Origin of the sequence: Peribacillus sp. S4, from assembly GCF_046715815.1 — a bacterium.
In the GTDB taxonomy this organism is placed as follows: domain Bacteria; phylum Bacillota; class Bacilli; order Bacillales; family DSM-1321; genus Peribacillus; species Peribacillus frigoritolerans.
This window is the reverse complement of the sequence record NZ_CP175708.1, coordinates 5,304,450-5,328,314: the sequence shown is the minus strand read 5'-3', so window position 1 is coordinate 5,328,314 and position 23,865 is coordinate 5,304,450. Positions and strand designations below refer to the sequence as shown.

General features: G+C 41.0%; 18 protein-coding genes and 1 pseudogene. 14 read left to right on the top strand and 5 right to left on the bottom strand.

Going from position 1 to position 23,865, the window contains the following annotated elements; genetic code table 11:
• Positions 1 to 263: 263 nt before the first annotated feature.
• From ACJ9PY_RS25620 to tagH, 5 genes and pseudogenes are all read left to right on the top strand, one after another.
• Positions 264 to 3,593: a CDP-glycerol glycerophosphotransferase family protein gene (locus tag ACJ9PY_RS25620; RefSeq protein WP_411739262.1), complete on the top strand. Its 3,330-nt coding sequence runs from the start codon at positions 264 to 266 to the stop codon at positions 3,591 to 3,593.
• Positions 3,594 to 3,689: 96 nt separating this feature from the next.
• Positions 3,690 to 5,228 carry a glycosyltransferase family 2 protein gene (locus ACJ9PY_RS25615; RefSeq protein ID WP_095678728.1) on the top strand — a complete coding sequence of 513 codons (1,539 nt, stop codon included), beginning with the start codon at positions 3,690 to 3,692 and terminating at the stop codon, positions 5,226 to 5,228.
• Positions 5,229 to 5,351: 123 nt separating this feature from the next.
• Positions 5,352 to 6,557, top strand: a pseudogene (locus ACJ9PY_RS25610) (CDP-glycerol glycerophosphotransferase family protein); the annotation flags it as partial.
• A gap of 3 nt (positions 6,558 to 6,560) precedes the next feature.
• Positions 6,561 to 7,358 carry an ABC transporter permease gene (locus ACJ9PY_RS25605; RefSeq protein ID WP_034315708.1) on the top strand — a complete coding sequence of 266 codons (798 nt, stop codon included), beginning with the start codon at positions 6,561 to 6,563 and terminating at the stop codon, positions 7,356 to 7,358.
• 17 nt (positions 7,359 to 7,375) lie between these two features.
• Positions 7,376 to 8,173, top strand: coding sequence for a teichoic acids export ABC transporter ATP-binding subunit TagH (gene tagH / locus ACJ9PY_RS25600; RefSeq protein ID WP_057278145.1), 798 nt, complete (start codon positions 7,376 to 7,378; stop codon positions 8,171 to 8,173).
• A 38-nt stretch (positions 8,174 to 8,211) separates the two neighbouring features.
• On the opposite strand, the gene ACJ9PY_RS25595 is transcribed toward tagH, so the two are convergent.
• The 3 genes from ACJ9PY_RS25595 to ACJ9PY_RS25585 are packed head-to-tail and all read right to left on the bottom strand — an operon-like array spanning position 8,212 to position 12,364.
• The gene (locus ACJ9PY_RS25595) at positions 8,212 to 9,378 is read right to left on the bottom strand and encodes a glycosyltransferase family 4 protein (protein ID WP_411739261.1); all 1,167 of its coding nucleotides are present in this window, start codon (positions 9,376 to 9,378) and stop codon (positions 8,212 to 8,214) included.
• Positions 9,379 to 9,402: 24 nt separating this feature from the next.
• Positions 9,403 to 10,929 carry a murein biosynthesis integral membrane protein MurJ gene (gene murJ, locus ACJ9PY_RS25590; RefSeq protein ID WP_411739260.1) on the bottom strand — a complete coding sequence of 509 codons (1,527 nt, stop codon included), beginning with the start codon at positions 10,927 to 10,929 and terminating at the stop codon, positions 9,403 to 9,405.
• Between the two features lie 4 nt (positions 10,930 to 10,933).
• Positions 10,934 to 12,364, bottom strand: coding sequence for an O-antigen ligase family protein (locus ACJ9PY_RS25585; protein WP_411739259.1), 1,431 nt, complete (start codon positions 12,362 to 12,364; stop codon positions 10,934 to 10,936).
• 111 nt (positions 12,365 to 12,475) lie between these two features.
• On the opposite strand from ACJ9PY_RS25585, the gene ACJ9PY_RS25580 reads away from it, so the two are divergent.
• From ACJ9PY_RS25580 to ACJ9PY_RS25570, 3 genes are all read left to right on the top strand, one after another.
• The gene (locus ACJ9PY_RS25580; RefSeq protein ID WP_057278141.1) at positions 12,476 to 13,219 is read left to right on the top strand and encodes a WecB/TagA/CpsF family glycosyltransferase; all 744 of its coding nucleotides are present in this window, start codon (positions 12,476 to 12,478) and stop codon (positions 13,217 to 13,219) included.
• A gap of 18 nt (positions 13,220 to 13,237) precedes the next feature.
• Positions 13,238 to 14,341: a glycosyltransferase family 4 protein gene (locus ACJ9PY_RS25575; protein WP_411739258.1), complete on the top strand. Its 1,104-nt coding sequence runs from the start codon at positions 13,238 to 13,240 to the stop codon at positions 14,339 to 14,341.
• Between the two features lie 88 nt (positions 14,342 to 14,429).
• The gene (locus ACJ9PY_RS25570) at positions 14,430 to 15,479 is read left to right on the top strand and encodes a glycosyltransferase family 4 protein (protein ID WP_411740335.1); all 1,050 of its coding nucleotides are present in this window, start codon (positions 14,430 to 14,432) and stop codon (positions 15,477 to 15,479) included.
• Positions 15,480 to 15,664: 185 nt separating this feature from the next.
• On the opposite strand, the gene ACJ9PY_RS25565 is transcribed toward ACJ9PY_RS25570, so the two are convergent.
• A complete protein-coding gene (locus ACJ9PY_RS25565) occupies positions 15,665 to 16,687 on the bottom strand; it encodes an LCP family protein (protein ID WP_106026994.1) in 1,023 nt (340 codons plus the stop codon).
• 178 nt (positions 16,688 to 16,865) lie between these two features.
• Positions 16,866 to 17,501: a YigZ family protein gene (locus tag ACJ9PY_RS25560; RefSeq protein WP_411739257.1), complete on the bottom strand. Its 636-nt coding sequence runs from the start codon at positions 17,499 to 17,501 to the stop codon at positions 16,866 to 16,868.
• Positions 17,502 to 18,111: 610 nt separating this feature from the next.
• On the opposite strand from ACJ9PY_RS25560, the gene ACJ9PY_RS25555 reads away from it, so the two are divergent.
• The 6 genes from ACJ9PY_RS25555 to ACJ9PY_RS25530 all read left to right on the top strand — a co-directional run bounded on the left by ACJ9PY_RS25555 (position 18,112) and on the right by ACJ9PY_RS25530 (position 23,741).
• A complete protein-coding gene (locus ACJ9PY_RS25555; protein WP_034315684.1) occupies positions 18,112 to 19,266 on the top strand; it encodes a sensor histidine kinase in 1,155 nt (384 codons plus the stop codon).
• 33 nt (positions 19,267 to 19,299) lie between these two features.
• Complete coding sequence (locus ACJ9PY_RS25550; protein WP_048687855.1) at positions 19,300 to 19,983, top strand: response regulator; 684 nt, start codon at positions 19,300 to 19,302, stop codon at positions 19,981 to 19,983.
• A gap of 186 nt (positions 19,984 to 20,169) precedes the next feature.
• Positions 20,170 to 21,012 (top strand): DegV family protein, encoded by an 843-nt coding sequence (locus ACJ9PY_RS25545; protein WP_057278136.1) that lies wholly within the window; start codon positions 20,170 to 20,172, stop codon positions 21,010 to 21,012.
• 113 nt (positions 21,013 to 21,125) lie between these two features.
• Positions 21,126 to 22,526, top strand: a complete 1,401-nt coding sequence (locus ACJ9PY_RS25540) for a DEAD/DEAH box helicase (RefSeq protein ID WP_222620029.1) — start codon at positions 21,126 to 21,128, stop codon at positions 22,524 to 22,526.
• Positions 22,519 to 23,211 carry a ComF family protein gene (locus ACJ9PY_RS25535; RefSeq protein ID WP_411739256.1) on the top strand — a complete coding sequence of 231 codons (693 nt, stop codon included), beginning with the start codon at positions 22,519 to 22,521 and terminating at the stop codon, positions 23,209 to 23,211. The genes ACJ9PY_RS25540 and ACJ9PY_RS25535 overlap by 8 nt, the downstream gene beginning before the upstream one ends.
• A 107-nt stretch (positions 23,212 to 23,318) precedes the next feature.
• Positions 23,319 to 23,741 (top strand): TIGR03826 family flagellar region protein, encoded by a 423-nt coding sequence (locus ACJ9PY_RS25530; RefSeq protein WP_411740334.1) that lies wholly within the window; start codon positions 23,319 to 23,321, stop codon positions 23,739 to 23,741.
• Positions 23,742 to 23,865 lie beyond the last annotated feature (124 nt).

The following is a 23,865-nucleotide window of genomic DNA, read 5'->3' as shown; positions in this document are numbered from 1 at the left end:
GAAAGACATATTTTGCTATTCCCTTTCCATTCTGGCAACATGGAAGGACATGCATTTGATTTTTGCGGTTTTTTGTTTTGGTACGACAATGAATCACCTGGATATTTTCTTTTTTGTTCATAGGTGGAATTGAAGGGGAATTAAGGGAAATTCACCTGTCTGTTTAATGATATTGAGGAAAAACCAAAAAAAGTTTATGATTTTAAAGTACAATGAATGATTCATTTTTATTTAAATAAATAATTTGTTATAGGTGGTCTAAAATGATTAAAAAGCTTCTTGGAAAAGGGAAAGCAAAAAAAGCGCCTAAAATTAAGCTAAAACAAGTTCTGACCATTGCGCAAGAGGAAAATATGCTATTGATTAAAGGAGAATTTTCAATAGAACATTATTGCGCAAAAGAACTATGGCTATATTCTAGGGAAAACGAAGATCAGAAAATAAAAATAGCTGAATCGGTGAGCTCGTCTAAATTTGATTTTAAAGTAGATATGAAAGATTTAATGCGGAAATTAGCAGATGATGAACCGACTGTTTATGACTGTTATATAAAGGTAGCCGTCCCGATTGAAAAGCTGAGCAAGAAAACAATACTTAATATCGAACATAAAGCTGAATATGTAGAAGAGAACGAACAGGTTCATATTGAATTTCCAATTCGTCTAGGGCGTTTTCAGGAGACGTACACGAACAATTTGAGTATTTACACCTATGAAGATAAACAAAGTATATTCTCGATAACGAATAAAGGAAATATATCTCTTTACATCAATAAAACCCCTAAAATACAGATTAAGTCTCAAATTGAAAAAATGAAAAACAATTCGAAGACCATGTATGTTAATGGTCAAATCTTCACCAAGCATTCCGCGATCATAAAAGGTGAGGGCCTAGTTAGAGGAAGACAAAGTGGCAAAGAATATCAGGCCAATCTATCTTTTATTCATAATAAGGAAATGAATATTAAGAAATTTGGACTGAATCGATATATATATGATTTGAAATTGGATTTAGAACAATTAGTCAGTGTGGATTTGGAAGATGATGTCTATGATATTTACATGAAATTACATTTACATGATCAGGAAGAGCCGAAAATGGTACGCGTTGGAAGACCGACCACGAGAACTAAATTATTTACAAAAAAGACCGATGTGAGCTCGAATAATGGAGTGGCCATCATCAATCCATATTATACCTTTAAAGCATCCAATTTATCTTTGGAAGTGTTTAACTTCTCTACGGAAAGTTATCGATATTTAAAAAAGATGATGGGATGGAGGCGTTTTTTGGCCCTATTTAAAAAGAAAAAGGATGTTTGGCTAATTGGCGAAAGAACTTATAAAGCCCAAGATACCGGATATCACTTTTTTAAATATATGAGGGAAAACCACCCTGAAAAAGAAGTCTATTATGTAATAGAAGAAAATTCCGTGGAAGCCAAGAACGTCGAGCCCTTTGGGAATATCCTTTATTTCAAGTCAAAGGATCATATTAAAAAGACAATGGAATCGACACGTATCATTTCATCACATCATCCGGATTATTTATATCCCTTAAGAACATCTGAATTTAAAAATCGTGTTAAGGGAGTTAAGGTATTTCTTCAACATGGTGTTATGGGCACTAAGAACATGGTTGCAAACTACGGGAAAAATGCATCCTCCGGTTTTAGTACGGATGTTTTTCTAGTTAGTTCAGACTTCGAAAAGGATATGATCGTAACGGATTTTGGGTACAACGAAAAGGAAGTATTCACGACCGGACTTTCTAGGTTCGACTCACTGTTTAAGGATGATGTTTTAACAAAGCGGCAATTACTCATCATTCCGACATGGCGAGATTGGATTACATCCGATGAAATATTTTTGGAAAGCGAGTATTTCGAAAGGTATCAGAACTTGGTGAATCACCCGGTTTTACATGAGTTATCTAAAAATAATGGGTTTGAAATCATATTTTGCCTTCACCCTAATATGCAGAAATTCACGTCTTATTTTAAAGATGCCCCTGTTCGGGTGATTAGTCAGGGTGAAGTGGATGTCCAAAGGTTAATTAAGGAAAGCGCGATTATGATCACGGACTATTCAAGTGTTGCTTTCGACTTTAGTTTCCTGCATAAACCGGTTATTTACTATCAATTTGATAGAGATCGTTTCATAGGGAAAAGACCGTCACATTTGGATTTGGATAACGATCTTCCGGGTGAAATCGTTGATGAATTGGATGGATTGTTGGGTGTATTAGCCGAATACGCCAACACTGATTTTGTCATGAAGAAAAAGTATATCGATAAGGCCAACCGTTTTATTAAATATCGCGATGTCCATTCTAATTCAAGGATATTCGAAGTGATTAAACATGCAGAAAAAGATCAGAATTCACTTATTAAATTATATAACCACCCGATATCAAAACTCATTATGAATCGATTTAGGAAAAGTGAACAGTATTTCCCTGTCATGAAAAAAGTTTATAAAATCATGTCCAGGATCATACCGGTTGACCGGAGCCTTATTCTTTTTGAAAGTGGGATAGGGAAGCAATTCTCCGATAGCCCCAAATATATTTATGAAGAACTGGTCAAAAGGGATAATAAATATAAAAAAGTTTGGGTGTATAATGGTAATTTACCGATAAAAGGAAAGAACACGAAGCTGATCAAACGCCTAAGCCCGGAATATTATTATTATTTGGCCAAAGCAGGTTATTGGATAAATAATCAAAACTTCCCTACTTATTTAAGCAAAAGGAAGGAAACGACATATATTCAGACTTGGCATGGAACCCCTTTGAAAAAAATGCTGTTTGATATCGATAATATTCAAGGAAGAGACGAGGGGTACTTGAATCGGGTGCATAGTGCAACGAGAACGTGGGATTATTTAATATCACCAAGTCCATACGCATCCAAAGCCTTCAGAAGTGCTTTCAAATATGAGGGGGAAATATTGGAAACGGGATATCCGAGAAATGATTTGTTTTATAAGGAAGATGCTTCACTGGTTGCCGACTCAGTGATGGAAAAACTGAAGATACCAAAAGGAAAAAAAGTCATCTTATATGCTCCTACATTCCGGGATAATCAAACTTCGAAGAACAATAAATTCATTTTCGAGCTGAAATTTGATTTGGAAAGAATGAAGGAAGAACTAGGGGATGAATATATCCTGTTGTTAAGGATGCATGTTGTTATAAGTAATAATCTCAGCATTCCGAGCGAATTCGAGGATTTCGTGATAAATGTATCCAATTATTCAGATATCCAGGAACTTTACCTGATTTCTGATATATTGATTACGGATTATTCTTCCGTAATGTTCGATTTTGCTAATACTGCCCGGCCGATTTTGTACTACACGTATGACTTGGAAGATTACAGAGATAACATCCGCGGATTCTATATGGACTTTGAAAAGGAAGCACCAGGTCCATTTTTAAAAACGACTGAGGAGATTATCGATACTATTACCAATATTGATGAAATAAACATGCAATACAAAGAGAGATATGGTTTATTTAGAGAGAAGTATTGTGGAATAGAGGATGGTAAAGCTACACAGAGAATCGTGGATAAATTTTTTAATGATTGATTCCTGAAATAAAGGGTATTGTTGCTTTTAAGTAACTGGTAACTGGCTGCCTGATAGAAACATCTATGTTACCTCTACATAAAAGGAGGGAATCGTATGAATTTCTTGGTACGTCAAAAGGCGAGGGAACTTTTAAAGAGCGGTAAAATTTCAATAAAAAATAACCCTGTAGGCTTAAGGAATAAATTTTTAGGAAAAGAAAAAAAGGTCACTGTAGTCACGGCTGCTTATAATGCTGAAAAATTCATCAGAAAAACGATTGAATCAGTAATAAATCAGACAATGGGTATAGATCAGATTGAATATATCATTATTGATGATTGTTCGACGGATGCCACCAATAAAATCATTCAGGAGTATACAGCTAAATATAAAAATATCTGTTCAGTTACTCTTCAAGAAAATAATGGTTCACCTGGGACCCCTAGAAACATTGGAATTGAATTGGGAACATCCAAATATATAACTTTTTTAGATGCGGATGACTGGCTTGCCCATGATGGACTGGAAAGCCTCTATAATATCCTGGAGGAAACCGGTGATGATTATGTAGTGGGCAAAACGGTAAAAGTCGAATCTGAGGCAGAGAGTGTCATCGGTGAGTTTGCTTCCATTAAAGAAAGAAGAAGCATCACCCCAATGGATGTTCCGCACTTTTTTTATCATATGGGTCCAACGGCCAGGATGATGAATCTGCCTATGGTTAAAGAACATGAAATTGGTTTTCCGAATATGAAATTCGGTGAAGATAAATGGTTTTTTAATGATGTTTTCTTTAAAGTCAGAGCAGTATCAACTACTAAAAAACCTATTTATTATGTCAATAGGACTTCAGAAAATCCCTCTTCTTTAACACGTGTTACGAATGTGCTGGAAAAAAGAAAAGCGGATATCGACATAATAAAGTATATTCAATCCAAAGACATTGCCATTGAATTGAAAAAGGTGGCCCTTAACCGGATTTATGAGTACGATATTGTAAAAACGTTCGACAGCCAAACTTTTGTAAAATCCAAGAATAAAGAAGATTTTATAGAAATATTAAGGGAAGCTGTCGAAACTGCGAAAAACTTGTCATATGATTTTAAGAATGAATTTAAGGTGCCTATTTATAAATTGGCTCTTGAATTATTCATGGGGGATCGCATTGAGGATTTCGTAAAGTTATTTGAATGGTTAAAGCGAGATTCCAATAAAAAGTATCACATTAAAGACGGTTTACCATATTATGAACTGCCATTTCTGGAGGACGAATATCGCTTTGTCAGGATACCGATGCTTGCCCGTGCAATGGATTCCTTTATCATGGATAATGTCTACCACCAAAGTTTTGAGATTTATGGTGATGATATAGACAACATAGATTCAGTATTGATACGTGATCGAAAAAGAATGGACAATGAAATCAATTGCAGAGTTCAAATAGAAGGTAATAGAGGTCAGTTTACTGTTTCTTTAGAAGAAATTGATAAAATGGAAATGTCATTATTTACAGTGTTCATTCGCTACAATGATTATCAATTGGTGAATATTAAAAGGATCTTGAAAAATAAGATGACGTATAATAAGAAAAATGTTGAGTTTTATACAACAGTGGCAAATAATTTGGGACTGGCAATTAAGTCTTTGGAGTAGCTGTTAGAAGTACGCCAAAAATAAGCTCTCCCTTTTATTGGGTGAGCTTATTTTTGGTTTGAAATGATCATTAATCAATAAAAAGGGAGATCGGATATGTCAAATGAAAATGTACAAACCTCAAAGAGACCTTCCTTTCTATCGTTAGTTAAAAATAAGGCTAAAGCAATTATTTTAAGAGGATATAAAATGGCTTTTGCATTGGCGGGCACAGTGTTGCCAGTGGACCAGAAGCTTGTCATTTTTGAGAGCTTTTTGGGCAAGCAGTATAGCTGTAATCCCCGGGCGATTTATGAATACTTGCAGAGTAACCATCCTGAATATAAAATGTATTGGAGCGTGGATAAAAGATATGCAGCTCTTTTCGAAGAGGCAGGCATTCCATATCTCGATCGTTTTTCATTCAGTTGGCTGCTCAAAATGACAAGGGCCCGTTATTGGGTGACGAACAGCAGGCTTCCGCTTTGGATTCCGAAGCCGAAGCACACGATCTATTTGCAAACGTGGCATGGTACTCCACTAAAGAAGCTTGCGGCTGATATGAATGAAGTTCATATGCCTGGAACGACGACGGATAAATATAAAGAAAATTTCCATGCCGAATCAAGTAAATGGGATTATTTAATCTCACCGAATGCTTATTCAAGTGAAATCTTTGCCCGGGCCTTCAATGTCGATGCCTCTAAAATTCTGGAAACCGGTTATCCACGTAATGATATCCTTTACAACGGGAATAATCGTGATACAATCGACTCATTGAAACAGAAGTTGGGTATACCAATAGAGAAAAAGATCGTTTTATATGCCCCGACTTGGAGGGATGATGAGTTTTATAGCAAGGGAAAATATAAGTTCGAAATAAAACTGGATCTGGATCGAATGAAACGGGAATTGGGGGAGGAGTATGTCATTTTGCTCCGTCTTCATTATTTGGTTTCTGAGAACTTGGATTTATCGGCGTATGAAGGATTCGCCTATGATTTATCCAGTTACGAAGATATTAGTCATTTGTATCTTATTTCGGATTTATTAATAACCGATTATTCATCCGTATTCTTTGATTACGCAAATTTACAGCGTCCGATGCTTTTCTATGTATATGATATTGAAAATTACAGGGATAAGCTTCGCGGATTTTACTTTGATTTCGAAAAGAATGCACCAGGTTTGTTAGTCAAAACATCTGATGCGGTCATTGATAGTATCAAGACGATGAAATATGAAAATACCAATGATATCAATCATTTTCACGAGCGGTTTTGTGCACTCGAGGATGGCCAGGCTTCACGCCGTGTCGTAGAAAAAGTGTTTTTAGGAAGGTCTGTGTAATTTATGAGTTCAGCTTTGACCGTTTTAAAAGAACAAATCAAACATTTTTATTTGGTAAGGCGTTTATCTGTTTATGAGGTGAAAAGTGCCAACAGCAGTAACTACCTGGGAGTCCTATGGGAAATCATCAATCCGATGATACAGATTGCGATTTATTGGTTTGTATTTGGATTTATCATCTTAAATCGCGGGGATGATTTCCTTCCATGGCTGATGGCAGGGATCGTTGTCTGGTTCTTTGTGAACCCGGCCATAACCCAAACGTCCAAATCCGTCTATTCCCGAATGAATATGGTATCCAAGATGAGCTTTCCGATGAGTGTAATTCCATCGTATGTCATCTTTGCTAAGTTGTATCAGCATCTCATGCTGCTGGGAGTCATCATCATCCTATTAGGGTTTACAGGTTACCTCCCTACACTCTACATCTTGCAACTGCCGTATTATGTTGCAGCGACGGTCTTGCTGTTATTTTCATTGGGTTTAATCACTTCAACATTATCAACCATCATTCGTGACGTTCATAATATCATCGTGTCCTTAATGAAAGTCATGTTTTATTTAACACCAATCCTTTGGGTAATGGATGCTAAGGAACATCCTACCATAGTCAACATCATGAAGCTGAATCCACTATATTATATTGTGGAAGGGTATCGAGCTTCGTTGTTGGGGGAATCATGGTATCTGATAGCGCATTGGGAGTATACGCTTTATTTCTGGGCAGTCGTTATCATCTTGTTTATGATAGGTTCCTCGCTGCATGTCAGGTTCAGAGATCGCTTTGTTGACTTTAAGTAAACTGGAAGTGAGAAAATTTGGAAAAATCGGTGGTAGTCAAAGATATAACGAAAAAGTATAAATTATATAATAAAAACTCGGAAAAATTATTGGATCTCCTTTTGCCTAAAAGCTATGGGGAAGAGTACTTCGCTCTGAGGAATGTTAGTTTTGAAGCAGAAAAGGGCGATGTAATAGGATTTGTCGGGGTCAACGGATCAGGTAAATCCACATTGTCCAATATTATTGCAGGCATTGTCCCGCCTACGGACGGAAATGTCCAAACTAATGGGAAAACGGCCTTGATTGCCGTTTCATCGGGCCTGAATAATCAGTTGACGGGCAGGGAAAACATCGAACTGAAAATGCTGATGCTCGGATTCGATAAAAATCGCATCAAAGAACTTGAGCCTGAAATCATTGAGTTTTCGGAGCTTGGTAAGTTCATTGACCAACCGGTGAAATCCTACTCAAGCGGCATGAAGTCCAGGCTTGGTTTTTCCATTTCCGTGCATATCGATCCAGATATCCTGATTATTGATGAGGCCTTATCTGTCGGGGATAAAAACTTTGCTGAAAAGTGTTTAGAGAAAATGAACGAATTTAAGGCAAAGGGCAAAACGATGTTCTTTGTCAGCCATTCAATCGGTCAGATGAAGAAATTTTGCCAGAAGGCATTATGGCTTGAATATGGAGAGTTAAAGGCATACGGTGACATGAAGGAAGTAATGCCGCAATATGAGGCATTCTTAAAAGAATATAACGCCATGTCTAAACAAGAACAGAAAAAATACCGTGAAGAGCAAATGAAAAGGCGTAGTTCCGCACTGGTATGAACGTGAAAAGCAGACCCGGGCTTCGGGTCTGCTTTTTTTTAGTTAAGCACTTCAACATAAGCTTTCTCAAACCGCTCAGCTGCTGAAAGGTGGGAGTATTCGCTTTCCGTTTTATACCTTGCTTTCGAAGCTAACTTTGCTGCATATTCAGGGTCTTTAAGCAGAAGGGAGATGGCTTGTGCAAGTGCTTCTTTATTTTTTTCCTCTACTAAAAGGCCATCTTCGCCATCAATGAGAATCTCCTTTAAACCCCCGATTGCGCTTGCAATGACGGGTGAGCGGCAACTCATCGCTTCTAAAGCGGAAATGGAAGTCGCTTCTTCCACCCCATGGGAATGAACGCTAGGGATGAGTACGATGTCCGATGCTTCATAGAGGTTATGCATTTTCTCGAACGGCACAGAACCCAGGAAAAGTATGGAAGCGGATATATTGAGACTGGCTGCGGTTTCCTCTAGCCTGCTCCGCTGTTCCCCTGTACCTGCATAGACCAAAACCGTTTCAGGATGGTTTTCCAGCACCTCCGGCAGAGCAAGGAGCGGGTAGATGACACCGTTCTTTTCCGTCATTCTTCTCGGAACGAAAAGCATCTTTTTATGTAGCGGTATTTGAAAGTCCCGGCGAGTTTGCTCCCGCTTTGCCATCTCCGGTTTAAAAGCAGTCACGTCAATGAAGTTCTTAATCGTATCCGCCTCTATATGTGCCAAATGATTTATATAGTCTTTGATCCTTTGATCGACCGTCACAACTTTTGCAGCGGACTGATAAGCTTTTCTTTCTAGCTCGCGAATGATCAAATCTTCTTCACTGTCCGGAAGAAGGGCGCCCCTGCTGACGGCCTCGAATGAATAATACCCATGCACGGTTTGCACCGTTGGTATCCCGGATTCGATGGAGGCAAGCGTTGCGAAAATGTCTTGGGCATTAATGACATCATAGTCCTTTTTCAAGGCGTTAATAGATGAAGCCAATAATTTTTGGCGTTGCCGATCATTGAAAAGCTGGCCGCTCCCCTGTTTTACTTTATTTAATAAAAATCCTGGAGCCTGGGCGAGCATCTTCCTCTTGAAAGCTGGTAATTGAGAGAAAGATAATATGTCCACATTATGGCCCCGTGACATTAACCCCTTTTTTAACGTAGTGATATGGCTCGATAGCCCCCCTTCATGAGGGTAGTTAAAAATCGTTGTGATTAAAATGTTCATATTGGCACTCCTTCTTCTAGTGTATTACTTTGATGATCTGATCCTTTTCAGCCCTTGCAGGCTGCCTACTTTAAAAAGCATGGATAGTGCGAGATATAATCCGAATACCAGCAGCGTGATGATCACCAATTCCATGATGATGGGCAACGATAGGGTAAGCGGATGGATCCAGAGAGCGATTCCGTAAAGGATGGCTCCGATGATGGTAAGCTTGCCGATTTCCTGAAAAACATCCCTGAAAGCGGCCTTGTCCGTTCTCCCTGTCTTCAGCCACAGGTAGCCGAAAAGGTAGAGAGATTGCAGGAGCATGGAAATCCCCGATGCTAAAGCAATGCCACCAACGCCGAGGTAACGTGATAGAACCCAGCTGAGCAGCACATTAAGCAAAACGGCAATCAGGCAGGAATACATGGCCACTTTCGTTTTCTTCAAGGCGTAGAAAGCGTTCATCAAATAATCCCTCAGTGCAAAGAATGGGAGGCAAGCTGAATAAAAGAGGAATGCCCTATAAGTCATATCAGTTGCTGAAGCATCGAAAGCCCCGCGTTGGAAAGCCAAAGTGATTAGGCTGTTTCCGCTGATTAACATGACGACCATGAACGGAATCGCTAGAAATAACAGCGATTTCAACCCTTTTAAGGTCAAATTAAGGAAAGATTGATAGCTTATAAGCGCGCGCTCGACGATTGAAGGGTACAATACGGTAATCAGCGGCGTAAGGACAATGCTCAATGGCAGCCACAGCAGGCGATTCGCATAATTAAGGGCCGATACGCTCCCAGTTTCGAGCGAAGTCGCAATGATCCGATCGACGACACTATTCAACTGGATCGCCAAGGCGGCGATAATGATTGGGTAAAAGGTGAACAATGTTTGTGCGATCTGCCTTTTATGAGGCAGGAAAGAGACGATGGGCCGGATTCCGTATTTCTTCAATGATGGGTATTGAATAAGGAACTGGCTTGCTGCACCGAACACAAACCCCCAAGCCAGTCCTTCAATCCCAAAGGGAGCAGCGAACAATACGGTGGCTGCTATAATGACCGTGTTTTGTGCAGTTGAAGTGAGTGCCGGCAGAATAAAGCGCTTATTCGCATTTAGGACCCCCGTCGCCATGTATGAAAGCGTGAAAAAAAGTAAACTTGGCAGCATGATCCGGGTCAGTGATTCCGTCAGGGCAAGCTCTGAATCGGAGAAACCCGGGGCTGTCATCATGACGAGCGGCTTTATGAAAATCATGCAGGCAATGGTCAGGACTCCGGCAACCAGCATGAAGAAAGATCCTAAAACACTGATGAATTCGTCCGCCTTTTTTGGGTTATCCGCTTTCTTTTCCAAGTAAATAGGAATAACGCCGGCCTGAAGACCGCTGCCGAGAGCCGTAAAAAGAATGGTTGGTATGAGGCTTGCCACGAAAAAAACATCCGCCATGGATGATGCCCCGAAATAGGCGGCTATGATCGATTCCCGCCCGAATCCGAGGACTTTTCCAATGGCTGCAATAATGGTGACGAGCCCGACCGATTTAATGACATTTGAAAGAGTAGGCATATTTTCAATCCTTTAAAATGATGTCCTTCTGTAAACAGAATCCCAAACAACTATAAAATATCAGCGTAAACGTTTTATCTTCGAGAATATTGTAGAAAAGTCCTGCTAGTAATGCGGCCAACATCAGGCAGATGTTAAACGCCGCGAATGTGCCTTTTCCCGATTTCAGGATTTTCCGGCAGGTGAAAAAGATGAATGCTAGAACTGCAAGGAAGCCCAGCACACCAGTTTGGACCAGAATCTGGATATATTGATTATCGGTATACATCCTTTCACCAATTTGGTACTCCTGATAGATTGGTGAGGAGAAGGAAAGTGTGGCAGAATCCCCGAAGGTTGCTAGCCCGGTGCCGATTATCGGGTGATCTTTGAAAATTTCAATTCCCTTGATTAGGACATATAACCGGCCCCATTCCGTACTTTGGTGCAGGGTCTTATCAGAGAACATTTCTGAAAAGCGATTGGAGAGGGCATGTTCGTGTTCGGAAGAGGGGGTGCTGCCGATCACCACGTTTTCCATGGGAATAGATGCGGATACCTCCACTTTGCTTGATGCAAATAAAACTGGGTAATAAATAAGAAGCAGGCCGAGACAAAATGCTCCTACAGCATATTTGAGAAATGGTTTATTTCTAGTCCAAATTATAAAGACAAGCGCAGCGAACCCGAATGCAATCATCGTGCCCCGCGAATAGGTAAGCAGTAACGTTCCGGAAATCAGGATGGCAGCCAGGAAGACGATCCATTTATATTTTTTCAGCGATTGAAATAGAAAGAAACCAAGGAATAACTGGATGCTTAAGAATAAGGCAAATACATTAGGATTGGCTAGTGCTCCATAAATCCTCATCCGGTTTTCTGGGGAAAGATTCCATAATTCCCATGCGCGGGGAAGCAGGATGGTACGTGAAAAGATTTTCTCCACTATGCCATGCAGGCAAAGTAAGATAGTAAATATTAGGATTACCTTCAAAAAGCGAAAGATATCCTTTCTTTCTAGATTTAATTCACCGATAATGTAAAGAAGCAAGAATGTAATAAGCAATGCACGGAGTTCAAACAAGATGGGGAGGATTCCCACCCCGTTTATGAGTGCAGCACCGGCACCAATTAAACAAAACAACCAAAATGGCGCAGTGAAATGATATTTCGAAAATGGCCATTCGTTCTTTTTGAATTTTTCAATAAGCAAAGAAATGAATAAGGTGAGGATGATCAGGTCACCTGTATAAGTTAAGCCGCTATTCAGTTCCATCAATAGGGGACGGGCAGGGAAATAAATGAATAGAATTAATAACAGGTTTTTTTTATTTATACCGATAAAAACGAGCATCAACGCCGTTGCCATGTAACCGGCGATAGGGTGAGGCACTGCCGATGGGATGAGCAGGCACAGAAATAGAATGGGTAACGATTGTTTTTCTATAAACTTCAATTGATTAACCACCTTTGAATCAAAAATCATGTTCTATGATGTGTATGAAAAAATTTCTTGAATAATACCCCACCCTTTAGATGTATAGTACATATGAAAGGCTGAAGTGAAATGACAGAGAAGTTTGTTGAGATACTAACCATACCATTCATTGATAGCAATATGGATGAGTTCATGAATAGAATGATTTATCCGAGATTGATGAATCAGGAAAAAACGTTTGTCGTTACGGCAAATCCCGAAATAGTCGAGTATGCAAATGAACATAAGGACTATAAAGACATCATTATATCGGCTGATTACATCACTCCGGATGGCGTTGGTATTATTATGGCCTCTAAATGGCTAAATCAACCTTTACAAGAGCGGATTACAGGATTCGACTTGATGAATGAATTATTTCGGGTCGCTGATGAAAAAGCGTTGAAGGTATATCTGCTTGGAGCGGAGGAAAACGTGATTGAAGCAGCGGCCCTGAAAGTAAAAGAATTATACCCGGGTCTCGAGTTGGTGGGATACAACCATGGTTACATTGATATCAAGGATGATGCCCTGCCGAAGTCGATAGCGGAACTTGAACCTGACATCATCTTGACTGCATTAGGGTTCCCTAGGCAGGAGAAATGGGTATCCAGACACTATGCGTTATTCAATAAAGGGTTATTCATGGGAGTAGGGGGAAGCTTTGATGTACTTGCGGGAAAGGTGAACCGCGCCCCGGTTTTCTGGCAAAAAATGCGTCTTGAATGGTTGTACCGACTGATCCAGCAACCTTCACGGTGGAAACGGATGCTTGCGCTGCCAAGATTCGTATTAAAGGTTAGGCGGTTAAGGAAAACGGTGCAGCGTTCCTGAACATAAGGAGTGGACTAGATGAGAATCTTGCACTTAAACGCTGGGAATGAAACCGGCGGCGGTATGTTTCATATTATGTCCTTACTGAACCAATTGAATAAAGAGGAGTGTTTGCTTGGTGTATTTGAAAAGGGTGAACTATACCGGCGGGCCATGTCCTCTGGGATACAAACTGAACTTTTCAAGCAACATTCCAAATATGACCTTTCAATTTTGAAACCTTTAAGGGACTTTATCCGTCTAAATAATATAGACATCATCCATACACATGGTCCGCGGGCCAATATATATGGTGCTTTTATAAAGCGCCTCATTAAATGCCCATGGCTCCTTACTGTTCACAGTTCGCCTCATCATGATTTTTTAGGGCAGGGTGTAAAAGGGAAATTGTTTACGGGCCTTCATGTAAGGTCATTTCAATATGCTGATCATATACTGGCGGTTTCCGACCGCTTTAAGCAGGACTTGATTGACCAAGGAATCCATTCGACCAAAATAACAAAGATCCTGAACGGAATTGACTTTGAAAAGGAACTGCCTTTCCCGTTTCAAAGAGAAGATTTCGGGTTCGGGAAAGATGACTTCATCATCATCATGCCTGCAAGGCTTGAACCGGTGAAAGGTCATGAATTTGCTTTAGCGGCATTAAGTGAAGTGGTATCGGAATTCCCCCATGTGAAGCTGATACTTGCAGGGGACGGAAGCAGGAGATCCGCTCTGGAAGAGATGGTCTCGGAAAAGGGGTTATCCGATCATGTGTACTTTTTAGGGTATCGTGAAGATTTAGATCGAATCTACCCGTTGGGGGACATCACATTATTGACTTCCTTAAGCGAAAGTTTTCCACTCGTTTTACTTGAAGGAGCAAGATCCGGTCTTCCGGCAATCACTAGTGATGTCGGCGGTGTACAGGAATTGATTCCCGATCGGAGCAAGGGCTGGATAACGGATATCGGCAATGTCGAACAGCTGAAACTGGCCATTTGCAATGCTTTGGAATTAAAAAAATCCGGGGACTTGACAAAGATAGGGCTGGATTTACAAAAATTTGCAAAAAACAACTTTTCTATAGAGATTTTAGCCAAAAACGTATATAATGTTTATTTGAGGATGAAAAATTAAAATAAGCATTTATATATAGGTTTTCTTATAGATCGTTACGGGTATTAGATTTTTAGTTGAATTGAGGTGGTTTTTGATGTCGTTCCTGATGTTAATAGGGGCCTTGTTGGTATCCTTTTTATTATCCATTTTTTTGACTCCTTTTGTCGGAAAGCTGGCCTTTAAATTAGGAGCTACCGATAAACCGAATGAGCGAAAAGTGCATAGTAAAGTTATGCCGCGCATGGGCGGTTTAGCTATATTTTTGAGTTTTTTCATTACCTTCTTGCTTTTCATGGATGATTTTGGGCAGCAGCTGCCCCTTCTGGTGGGAGCCCTTGTCATCATATTGATCGGGATGGCTGATGATATTTTTGAATTAAGAGCTGCACCCAAATTCCTGGGCCAGGTTTTGGCTGCCCTGATTATCGTATTATGGGGCGGTCTTGAAGTGGAGTTCATCAACTTGCCGTTCTTTACCGATACACTTGAGTTTGGTGTTTTCAGTATACCGATCACCATTTTGTGGATCGTCAGCATCATTAATGCAATCAACCTAATAGATGGACTGGATGGTCTTGCAGGCGGTGTCTCAACGATCGCATTAGTGACAATTGCAACTATGGCCCTTATTAAAGGGGACCTATTTGTTGCCATGGTCGCATTGATCGTGATTGGAAGCACTCTTGGCTTCTTGAAATATAACTTCCATCCGGCAAAGATTTTCATGGGGGATACAGGTGCCTTATTCTTAGGTTACATCATTGCCGTTCTGTCCCTGCTAGGGTTTAAAAACGTAACGATGATTTCCTTGATCGTACCGATCATCATTTTGGGTGTTCCCATTTCGGATACATTTTTCGCGATTATCCGCAGGGTCGTCAATAAACAGCCGATCTCGGCTGCTGATAAATCACATTTACATCACTGTTTGATAAACTTGGGATTCACCCATAAGCAAACTGTCTTGCTCATTTATGCTTTAGCTGCTTGCTTTGGTTTAGCGGCCATAATCTTTTCATTTGCCACGATGTGGGGGGCTTTGATCCTTGTAACGGGACTTCTGCTGATCATAGAGATTTTCGTGGAGAAAATTGGCTTGGTCAATTCAAACTACCAGCCGTTGCTCAAGATGCTCAACTTTAAAAACAAGCCATGATCATTTAGGAATAGATTACTAGATTCGCTAGTTTTATTGGAAAGCCACCAATCGTTTGAAAGTAACGGTTGGTGGCTTTTTTTGTAATACGTGCTTGATCTTATTATGGCCATTCTTGCGGCAGTATGTGGTTTCAAATGGAATGCATTAAAAACCCCCCACTCATGACGAGTGGGGGGGTCGCTTTATTCTTGTATTTGTGATTGAACTGCTTCAGTTTGATTGCCTTCAGCTGGTCCCAGGTTCAAGTGGGATTGAAGCAACAGCTTAGTGTTCGCTAATGATGTATCGTTCAGCTGATAATAATAGGTTCCGTTAATGGTAGAATCCTGACCTTCAAGTTTGATGGTTTCAAGATTGATGCCTTTATCGGTAGTCACATAATTTATGAAACCTCTCATTTGCGAGAATTTAAGGTTCGTTGTCATATTGTCACCGACAGCTTCCATTACGTCTGTATATTTCGTTAGTGATCCAGCAGAGGTTGCTTTGGCAATGATGGCTTTCAGGACTTCCTGCTGACGCTCGCCGCGTTGGATATCACTGTCTTTTTTACGTGTCCGTGCAAATGCTAATGCTTCTTCACCATCAACGGTCTGTAATCCTTCTTCGAGGTGGATGGCATTCTTTTTGTCATGTGAATCGATTTCATTTATTTCATAAGGGACGTCGACTTCGATGCCATCCAATGAATCTACGACATCGATGAAAGCATTGAAGTTCATGCGAACATAATAATCGACAGGGACATCGAGTAACTCCTCTACGGTGTCCATGGTCGCTTTCGGACCGCCGGCTGCATGGGCCGCGTTGATTTTCGTGGTTACGCCTTTAGCTGGCACGTAAACATATGAATCACGCGGAATGCTTAATAGCTTTATAGATTTTTGATCTTTATTGAATGTGGCCAGCATTAAAGCATCCGACCGGGAGTTTCCTTTTAAGTCACGGTCCTTGCTATCATCGATTCCTATGAAAAGGATCGAGAAATTATCTTCGAGCGGGTCGATCGCTGCATCCCGCTTTGCTGAAGCTTCCACAGGGTCATAGGAATCATTGAATACATTCTGGGCTTTCATATACAGGGTTGCAGCATACGTAGAAGCCCCCAGACCAAGTACCAGAAGGGGAACAAGCAATAACCAAAGCCTCTTTCGCCTTTTTTTCTTTGTTTTTTTAATTTTATAAACACGCCTAGTAGTAGACATCTTTTTCTTCTCCTTTTAAATAACGAACATCAGACATATATCGCTATTTTTCGAATCCTGCAGTTTATATTTCGTCATATATTACACTCAATTTTACAATGATTTAATAATTTCGTAAAATAAATATTTCTTTTCAATTATATTACAGCAAAAAAAAGGGAAAATATGCAGGAGTATATCAGGAGAATTCCTCTTCCAAATAAAGCATTTCTTCCTCGGTAATATGGCTCTGACCATTTGTCAGCTCTGTAATCCAAGCGATATATGTCTCTTTTTGTGTTTCCTCAACATATACAAGGATATTGACCTGATCAAGGTATTGAATTTCCTTTATTTGATAAATGGAAGAGCGCAATTCGTTTTCCAATTTTCCAAGCCAGGTATAGTCGACGGTTGTCGAAATGACCCGCATCAGTTTCCTAATGACGACACCAGTGGCATTTATCCCTTCTGAAGTCGCTTTGCTGTATGCGCGAATGAGACCGCCAGCACCAAGTTTGATGCCGCCAAAATACCGAGTGACCACAACAGCTGTGTCTTTCAGTTCTTTCTTCTTAAGCACTTCTAGGATAGGGACGCCTGCCGTTCCGCTAGGTTCCCCATCGTCGAGGGCTTTTTGGATTTGATTTTGTTCCCCGATCATATAAGCTGAACAATTATGTGTAGCATCTTTGTGCTTTTTCTTGATTTCCTGGATAAAAGCCTGTGCGGCATCTTCGGTTTCGACCCGGGCGATGTGGGAAATGAAACGGGATTTTTCAATGACGATTTCATGTTCGCCGCGACCAGCCACCGTTAAATATTGAGTGAGCATATTATTCCACCTTCGTGCTTCCTATTAGTTGATTTATTATAAGGCTTTGCGGAAAAAGTGGCAATCACGATTCATTTACATACTGCATGTGTAAAGAAACTTTAATATAAGATAAAGCTGTACGTGTTATAATTAATTTCATTGCCTGTTATTGTTATTAGCTGGTCATATATGCTTAAAAGAATAACATTATAGGAAAAACATGAGTTCTGTGCCATTATCCTGGCTTTACCTTAACGTGTCCTCTCATTTCAAGGATTTTGCCATTTAATAAATGCATCTGTTTCATATGATAATCAATGGAGCGGAATATCCCATTTGATTGAAAAGGATATTTTGTATTAGGATAATTGATATGGCTTTCTGCCTTTAATAGGCAGACTTAATGGCCGGATTATGAGATGTATAGTAAGTACATTTTATGGAAATCAAAAAGGGAATTAACGTATTTTTAAACTTTTTTTGGTACAATATGTTCATGAAGGTTACTTCATACAAATGTTTCCTGAAATTTAACCATTCATGAAAAAGGGAAAGAACTTTTTTCCATATACATAGTCTTTAAGACAATAAATTGTTTAAGTCTTTTGATTTAAGTGGAGGGATCTTAATGTCCATAAAAAAGGTTGATGCTAAAGCATTGGACAAGATCTTAGAAACAATGGTGAGCACTGTTAGTGAAAGTAAGGATGAAGTCTTTGATATCGGCGAACAATGCCGAAAGGACTTCGAGACATTATCAAAAGAGCTTGATGATGTGAAAATCAGGGTTGCCATTGTGATAACCGACAGCGATGCACTGGATTCAAAAGCCAGGTTTGCTCGAAAAAGGCTTTCAGAAGTCAGTATGCACTTCAACCATTTTTCTGAAGAACAAGTGCGCGATGCTTATGAAAGGGCACATAAGCTGCAAGTCGATTTACAAATTAACCGGCAATTGGAGAAAGAGCTCCGTAATCGCCGGGATGAACTTGAGTTAAGGTTAAGGGGTTTGCAGCAGACGATCGATAAAGCGGTGCATCTCGTCTCGCAAATATCGGTGGTGCAGAATTATTTGACACAAGATCTTAAATTTGTGGGGGAAGCCCTTCAAGAAGCGAAACGCAAGCAGGACTTCGGACTGAAAATAATCGAAGCCCAGGAGCAGGAACGTAAAAAGCTCTCACGTGAAATCCATGACGGTCCGGCGCAAATGCTGGCAAACGTCATGATGCGCTCAGACCTGATAGAACGAGTGCAGCGGGAGAGAGGTCCTGATGAAGCGTTAGTGGAAATCCGCAGTTTAAAGGTCATGGTAAGGAATGCTTTATATGAAGTGCGAAGAATCATCTATGACCTTCGGCCTATGGCGCTTGATGATTTAGGACTTGTTCCTACCCTCAGAAAGTACCTGCAAACGACCGAAGACTATAATAATGGCGTGAATCTGAATTTCGTCAACCTTGGGCAGGTCAAAAGGCTCCCTTCCGATATGGAGGTCGCATTATTCAGGCTGGTTCAAGAGGCTGTACAAAATTCATTGAAGCACGCGGACCCAAAACAGATTCAAGTTAAACTGTCCATTTCCAAGGAGATGGTGACCGTCGTCGTCAAAGATGATGGAAAGGGGTTTGACTCTTCGATTCAAAAAGAAGGCTCATTTGGCTTGGTTGGAATGAGAGAAAGAGTCGAGCTGCTGGAAGGTGAAATGACGATCGATTCACAACCGGGAGCAGGCACTTTGGTATTTATCCAAATTCCCTACCATTTAAATAATAGAGAATAGACATATTAAATAGAAACTAGGAGGAAGAAGCCGTTGAAGACTAGTATCGTCATAATCGATGACCATCAGCTTTTCCGTGAAGGCGTAAAGCGCATATTAGATTTTGAATCATCCTTTGATGTTGTTGCCGAGGGTGATGACGGAAGCGAAGCTATGGATCTTGTTGAAACACATAAACCTGATGTTGTTATCATGGATATCAACATGCCGAACATGAATGGGGTCGAAGCTACAAAAATGCTCGTGAGCCGTTACCCTGAAACAAAAGTCATCATCCTTTCCATTCATGATGATGAAAACTACGTGCAGCACGCATTGAAAACAGGAGCACAAGGTTATCTGTTGAAAGAGATGGACGCAGACGCGTTGATCGATGCTGTGCGTGTAGTCGCTGAAGGCGGCTCATACCTTCATCCGAAGGTCACCCATAACTTAGTTAAAGAATATCGCCGTTTAGCAGCTGAAGAGGGTGCTGATCGTGATTCCGTACATACGATAGAAATCAGGAGGCCGCTTCACTTATTGACTCGACGTGAATGTGAAGTGCTTCAGCTTTTAGCTGACGGGAAAAGCAACCGGGCCATCGGCGAAACTCTATATATCAGTGAAAAAACAGTCAAGAACCATGTGAGTAACATTCTTCAGAAGATGAATGTGAATGACCGTACACAAGCGGTTGTCCTAGCTATTAAAAACGGCTGGGTAGAAGTGAAGTAATCAAAGCGTTCGATAAGTCCGGCCCTTCAGATTCCGCAATGCGTGCTGAAGGGCTGGATTTTTTTGTTGGATGTGATCATATTCAAATTTTTGGTAATTTAAAAAGCTATTTAATGCAAATAAAGGCATTTTCAGATAGAATGTTGAATATGATACGAAGTAAATTTTTATAAGGATGGTACTGATATGAAAACCGCAGTCGTAACAGATAGCACTGCATATATACCAAAGGAAATGCGTGATCGTTTACATATACATATGATGCCGCTTAATGTCATTTTTTCCAATGAAGCTTACCGGGAGGAAATTGATATTACTGCGGATGAGTTTTATGAGGAAGTAAAGAGGCAGGAGAAATTGCCGACCACTTCACAGCCTCCAATCGGGAAGTTTGTCGAGAAGTTCGAGGAACTGCAAAAAGAATATGATGATGTTATTTCCATTCATTTATCGAGCGGCATCAGCGGCACGTATCAAGGAGCGGCATCTGCAGGTGAAATGGTCGAGGGAATCAGGGTTCATGCGTTTGATTCGGAAATCAGCTGCATGGTACAGGGGTTTTACGTGATCGAGGCGGCAAAGATGGCACTTGATGGCAAAGGTGCAGAAGAAATCATGGCCAGGCTTGAAGAAATGAAACCATCGGTCAAGGCATACTTCATGGCAGATGACCTATCCCATCTCCAGCGCGGGGGCCGCTTAAGCAGTGCCCAAGCTTTGATCGGCAGTCTGCTTCAAGTGAAGCCGGTGCTCCATTTTGTTGATAAAGTCATCGTCCCATTCGAAAAAATCCGTACAAGGAAAAAAGCGATGAAACGGATTGCCGATTTACTTGGAGAAGAGGCGGCGAGCGGCGAGAAATATAAGGCCGTCATCATTCATGCAAAACGGGAAAGTGAAGCCAAAGACTGGAAAGCGGAACTTGAAGCACGGTTCCCGAATGTCGAATTCGACATCAGCTACTTCGGCCCAGTAATCGGAACGCATCTGGGCGAAGGCTCGATGGGGATGGGCTGGTATAAAATTTAAGCTTTGACGCCTTTACTAAGTGAAAGGCGTTTTTTTATGAACAAAAAGGAATCCGGGAGTTAAAAGCGAATGATAAGGGGGAGTGTAATTTATCAAGAAATGGAGGTTGCAGTTTGAAAAAAACGAGCATTTCCCCGCCTTATTCCCCTGAACTTCAGAACCATCTCACCGGAAAACATCTTTTGGCCTTCGAAATCCCCTTCTCCCAAGAAATCCTCACAGAGCACCTCAAGAATGGGTATGTCTCGGAAACTTGCGGCGTGCAATCCGGGAACGGCAGTTATCACTGTGTACGCTGCGGTAACAAAGATCAAACCTTGTTTTATACTTTCCCTTGCAAGATTTGCAATCAAGATTGCACTTACTGCCGCTCGTGCATCATGATGGGACGGGTCAGTGAATGTGCAAAGCTTTATAGGTGGACCGGTCCCGGCATTCAATATACGATTCCTGACAATGTGATGAGGTGGATGGGCACTTTATCGGCAGGTCAACAGAATGCGTCCGACTGTGTCGTTGAAGCCGTAAACGGAAAAGATGAATTCCTAGTATGGGCTGTATGCGGGGCAGGGAAGACGGAGGTGTTATTTCCAGCGATTGAGGCAGCCTTGCTTGCCGGGAAACGGATTTGTTTGGCAACACCGCGTACCGATGTCGTTCTCGAACTCTCCCCAAGGTTAAAAAAAGCTTTTCCTGCCATTGAAGTCACTACCCTTCATGCCGGCAGTGAAGATCGACATGGTTTTTCGCCACTGACCGTTTCCACGACCCATCAGCTTTTCCGTTTTATTGAAGCTTTCGATGTCATCATCGTTGATGAAGTCGATGCGTTTCCCTACTCAATGGATGATTCGCTGCATTATGCGGTTAATAAGTCGAAAAAGGTATCCGCGGCAACCATCTACTTGACCGCCACACCTTCGAAGAGCATGCGGCGGCTATACCGAAGCGGCAAATTGAAAGCCTTCATAATCCCGGCCCGTTATCATCGCCAGCCAATCCCCGTTCCTGAAATGAAGTGGAGCGGCAATTGGCAAAAACTATTCCTTCAACAAAAGATTCCATCGAAAATCAACGCATGGGTAAGTGAGCGCCTTAACCAGAATATCCCCTTCCTATTGTTTTTTCCAAGCATCAGAGTGATGGAGCAAGTTCTTCCGCTGTTTCAAAGGCTGTCCCCTGAATTATCGATTGTCCACTCCCGGCACCCTGATCGAAAGGAAAAAGTAATGGCCTTAAGGAATGGACTCGTTCCGGGATTACTGACCACGACCATCCTGGAACGGGGCGTGACAATCGAGCGGTTGGAAGTAGCCGTGATCGGTGCTGAACATGAAGTGTTTTCTGAAAGTGCTCTCGTTCAGATTGCCGGCAGGGTAGGGAGAAGCTTTGCGAATCCTTCCGGGACGGTCACCTTTTTTCATTACGGTAAAAGTGAAGCGATGGCCGAGGCGGTCCGCCATATACAGATGATGAATAAAAATGCCATGAAAAGGGGGCTGCTGGATGAATAGATGTCTAGTTTGTGATGAAGGAATGCAGCAAGCTTTGACATGGGGGAGCCTGCTTAAGCAGGCCGAGGCAAGGGCAATCTGTGAAGGATGTGAGGGGAAACTTAATAGGATAACCGGAGATACATGTACAATGTGCTCAAGGGAGCTGGGAGGGGACAATATGACCGGTGACCTCTGTCCCGATTGTTCAAGATGGGAAAGGAATAGGGAATGGGAAGGCTATTTGTCGAAGAACATAGCGCTATTTCATTATAATGAATACTTAAAAGATCTGATTGCTAAATATAAGTACCGGGGTGATTATGCGTTGGCTGAGATTTTCGTCCCTTTTTTGAAAGAAAGGTTAAAGGAGGTGGAGTTTGACCTGGTAACCGCCATCCCGCTTAGCGATGAACGGCTTAAGGAGCGGGGGTTCAACCAGGGAAAGGCTTTGGCAGATCTAGTTGGACTTCATACGGTTGAGACCTTGACAAGAATCCATACCGAAAAACAATCAAAAAAATCTCGTAAAGAGAGAATGTCATTACCGCAGGTTTTTCAGGTCATGCAATCTGATATGCTGGAGCATAAATCCATTTTGATCATCGATGACATTTACACAACTGGCACAACTCTCAGGCATGCAGCAAAGGCATTGATAACGGCTGGGGCCAAAGAAGTATCATCGATCACACTGGCTAGGTGAAAAAGCTTATTTTAATAAAACTTCCTAAAGTATCGCCGGGATTATTCGATATATACAGTACTGAAGAATAATCGCCGTGATGGTGAAGGAGGGGCCTCGATGGATGTATTCAACTGTTCAACTGTCCAAACTGTAATTCGTTATTCGTTATGACGAAATTCAGTGATGTGTGCGATGCCTGTTATAAAGAAGAAGAAGGAGCCCAATATGATAAAGTGTATGCATATATTCGCAAGAAAACAAATAGAACGGCATCCATGATGCAGGTGGTTATGGAAACCGGCGTTGAAGAAAGGTTAATTATTAAATTTGTGAGAACCGGAAAGCTGAGAATTTCACAGTTTCCCAATCTCGGAATTCCTTGTGAAAAGTGCGGCGCCAACATCAAGAGCGGAAAGTTATGCGGCAAATGCACCAATTCGCTCGTTACGGATTTGCAGGCATTTGAAAATGAAGAAAAGCGCCTGACTGAAATTCAAGGAAATGATAAAAAAAATACGTACTATATGAAGGATGAGCAAAAAGGGTAATTCATTCATGGAAACATAATGCCGTTTTTGTTAGAATATTCGATATTGAGAACAATATTCGACAATGGGTGTCGAAGGAAAGATTACAGCAAACAATTAAAGAAATCGGTTCCTTGTCGATAAA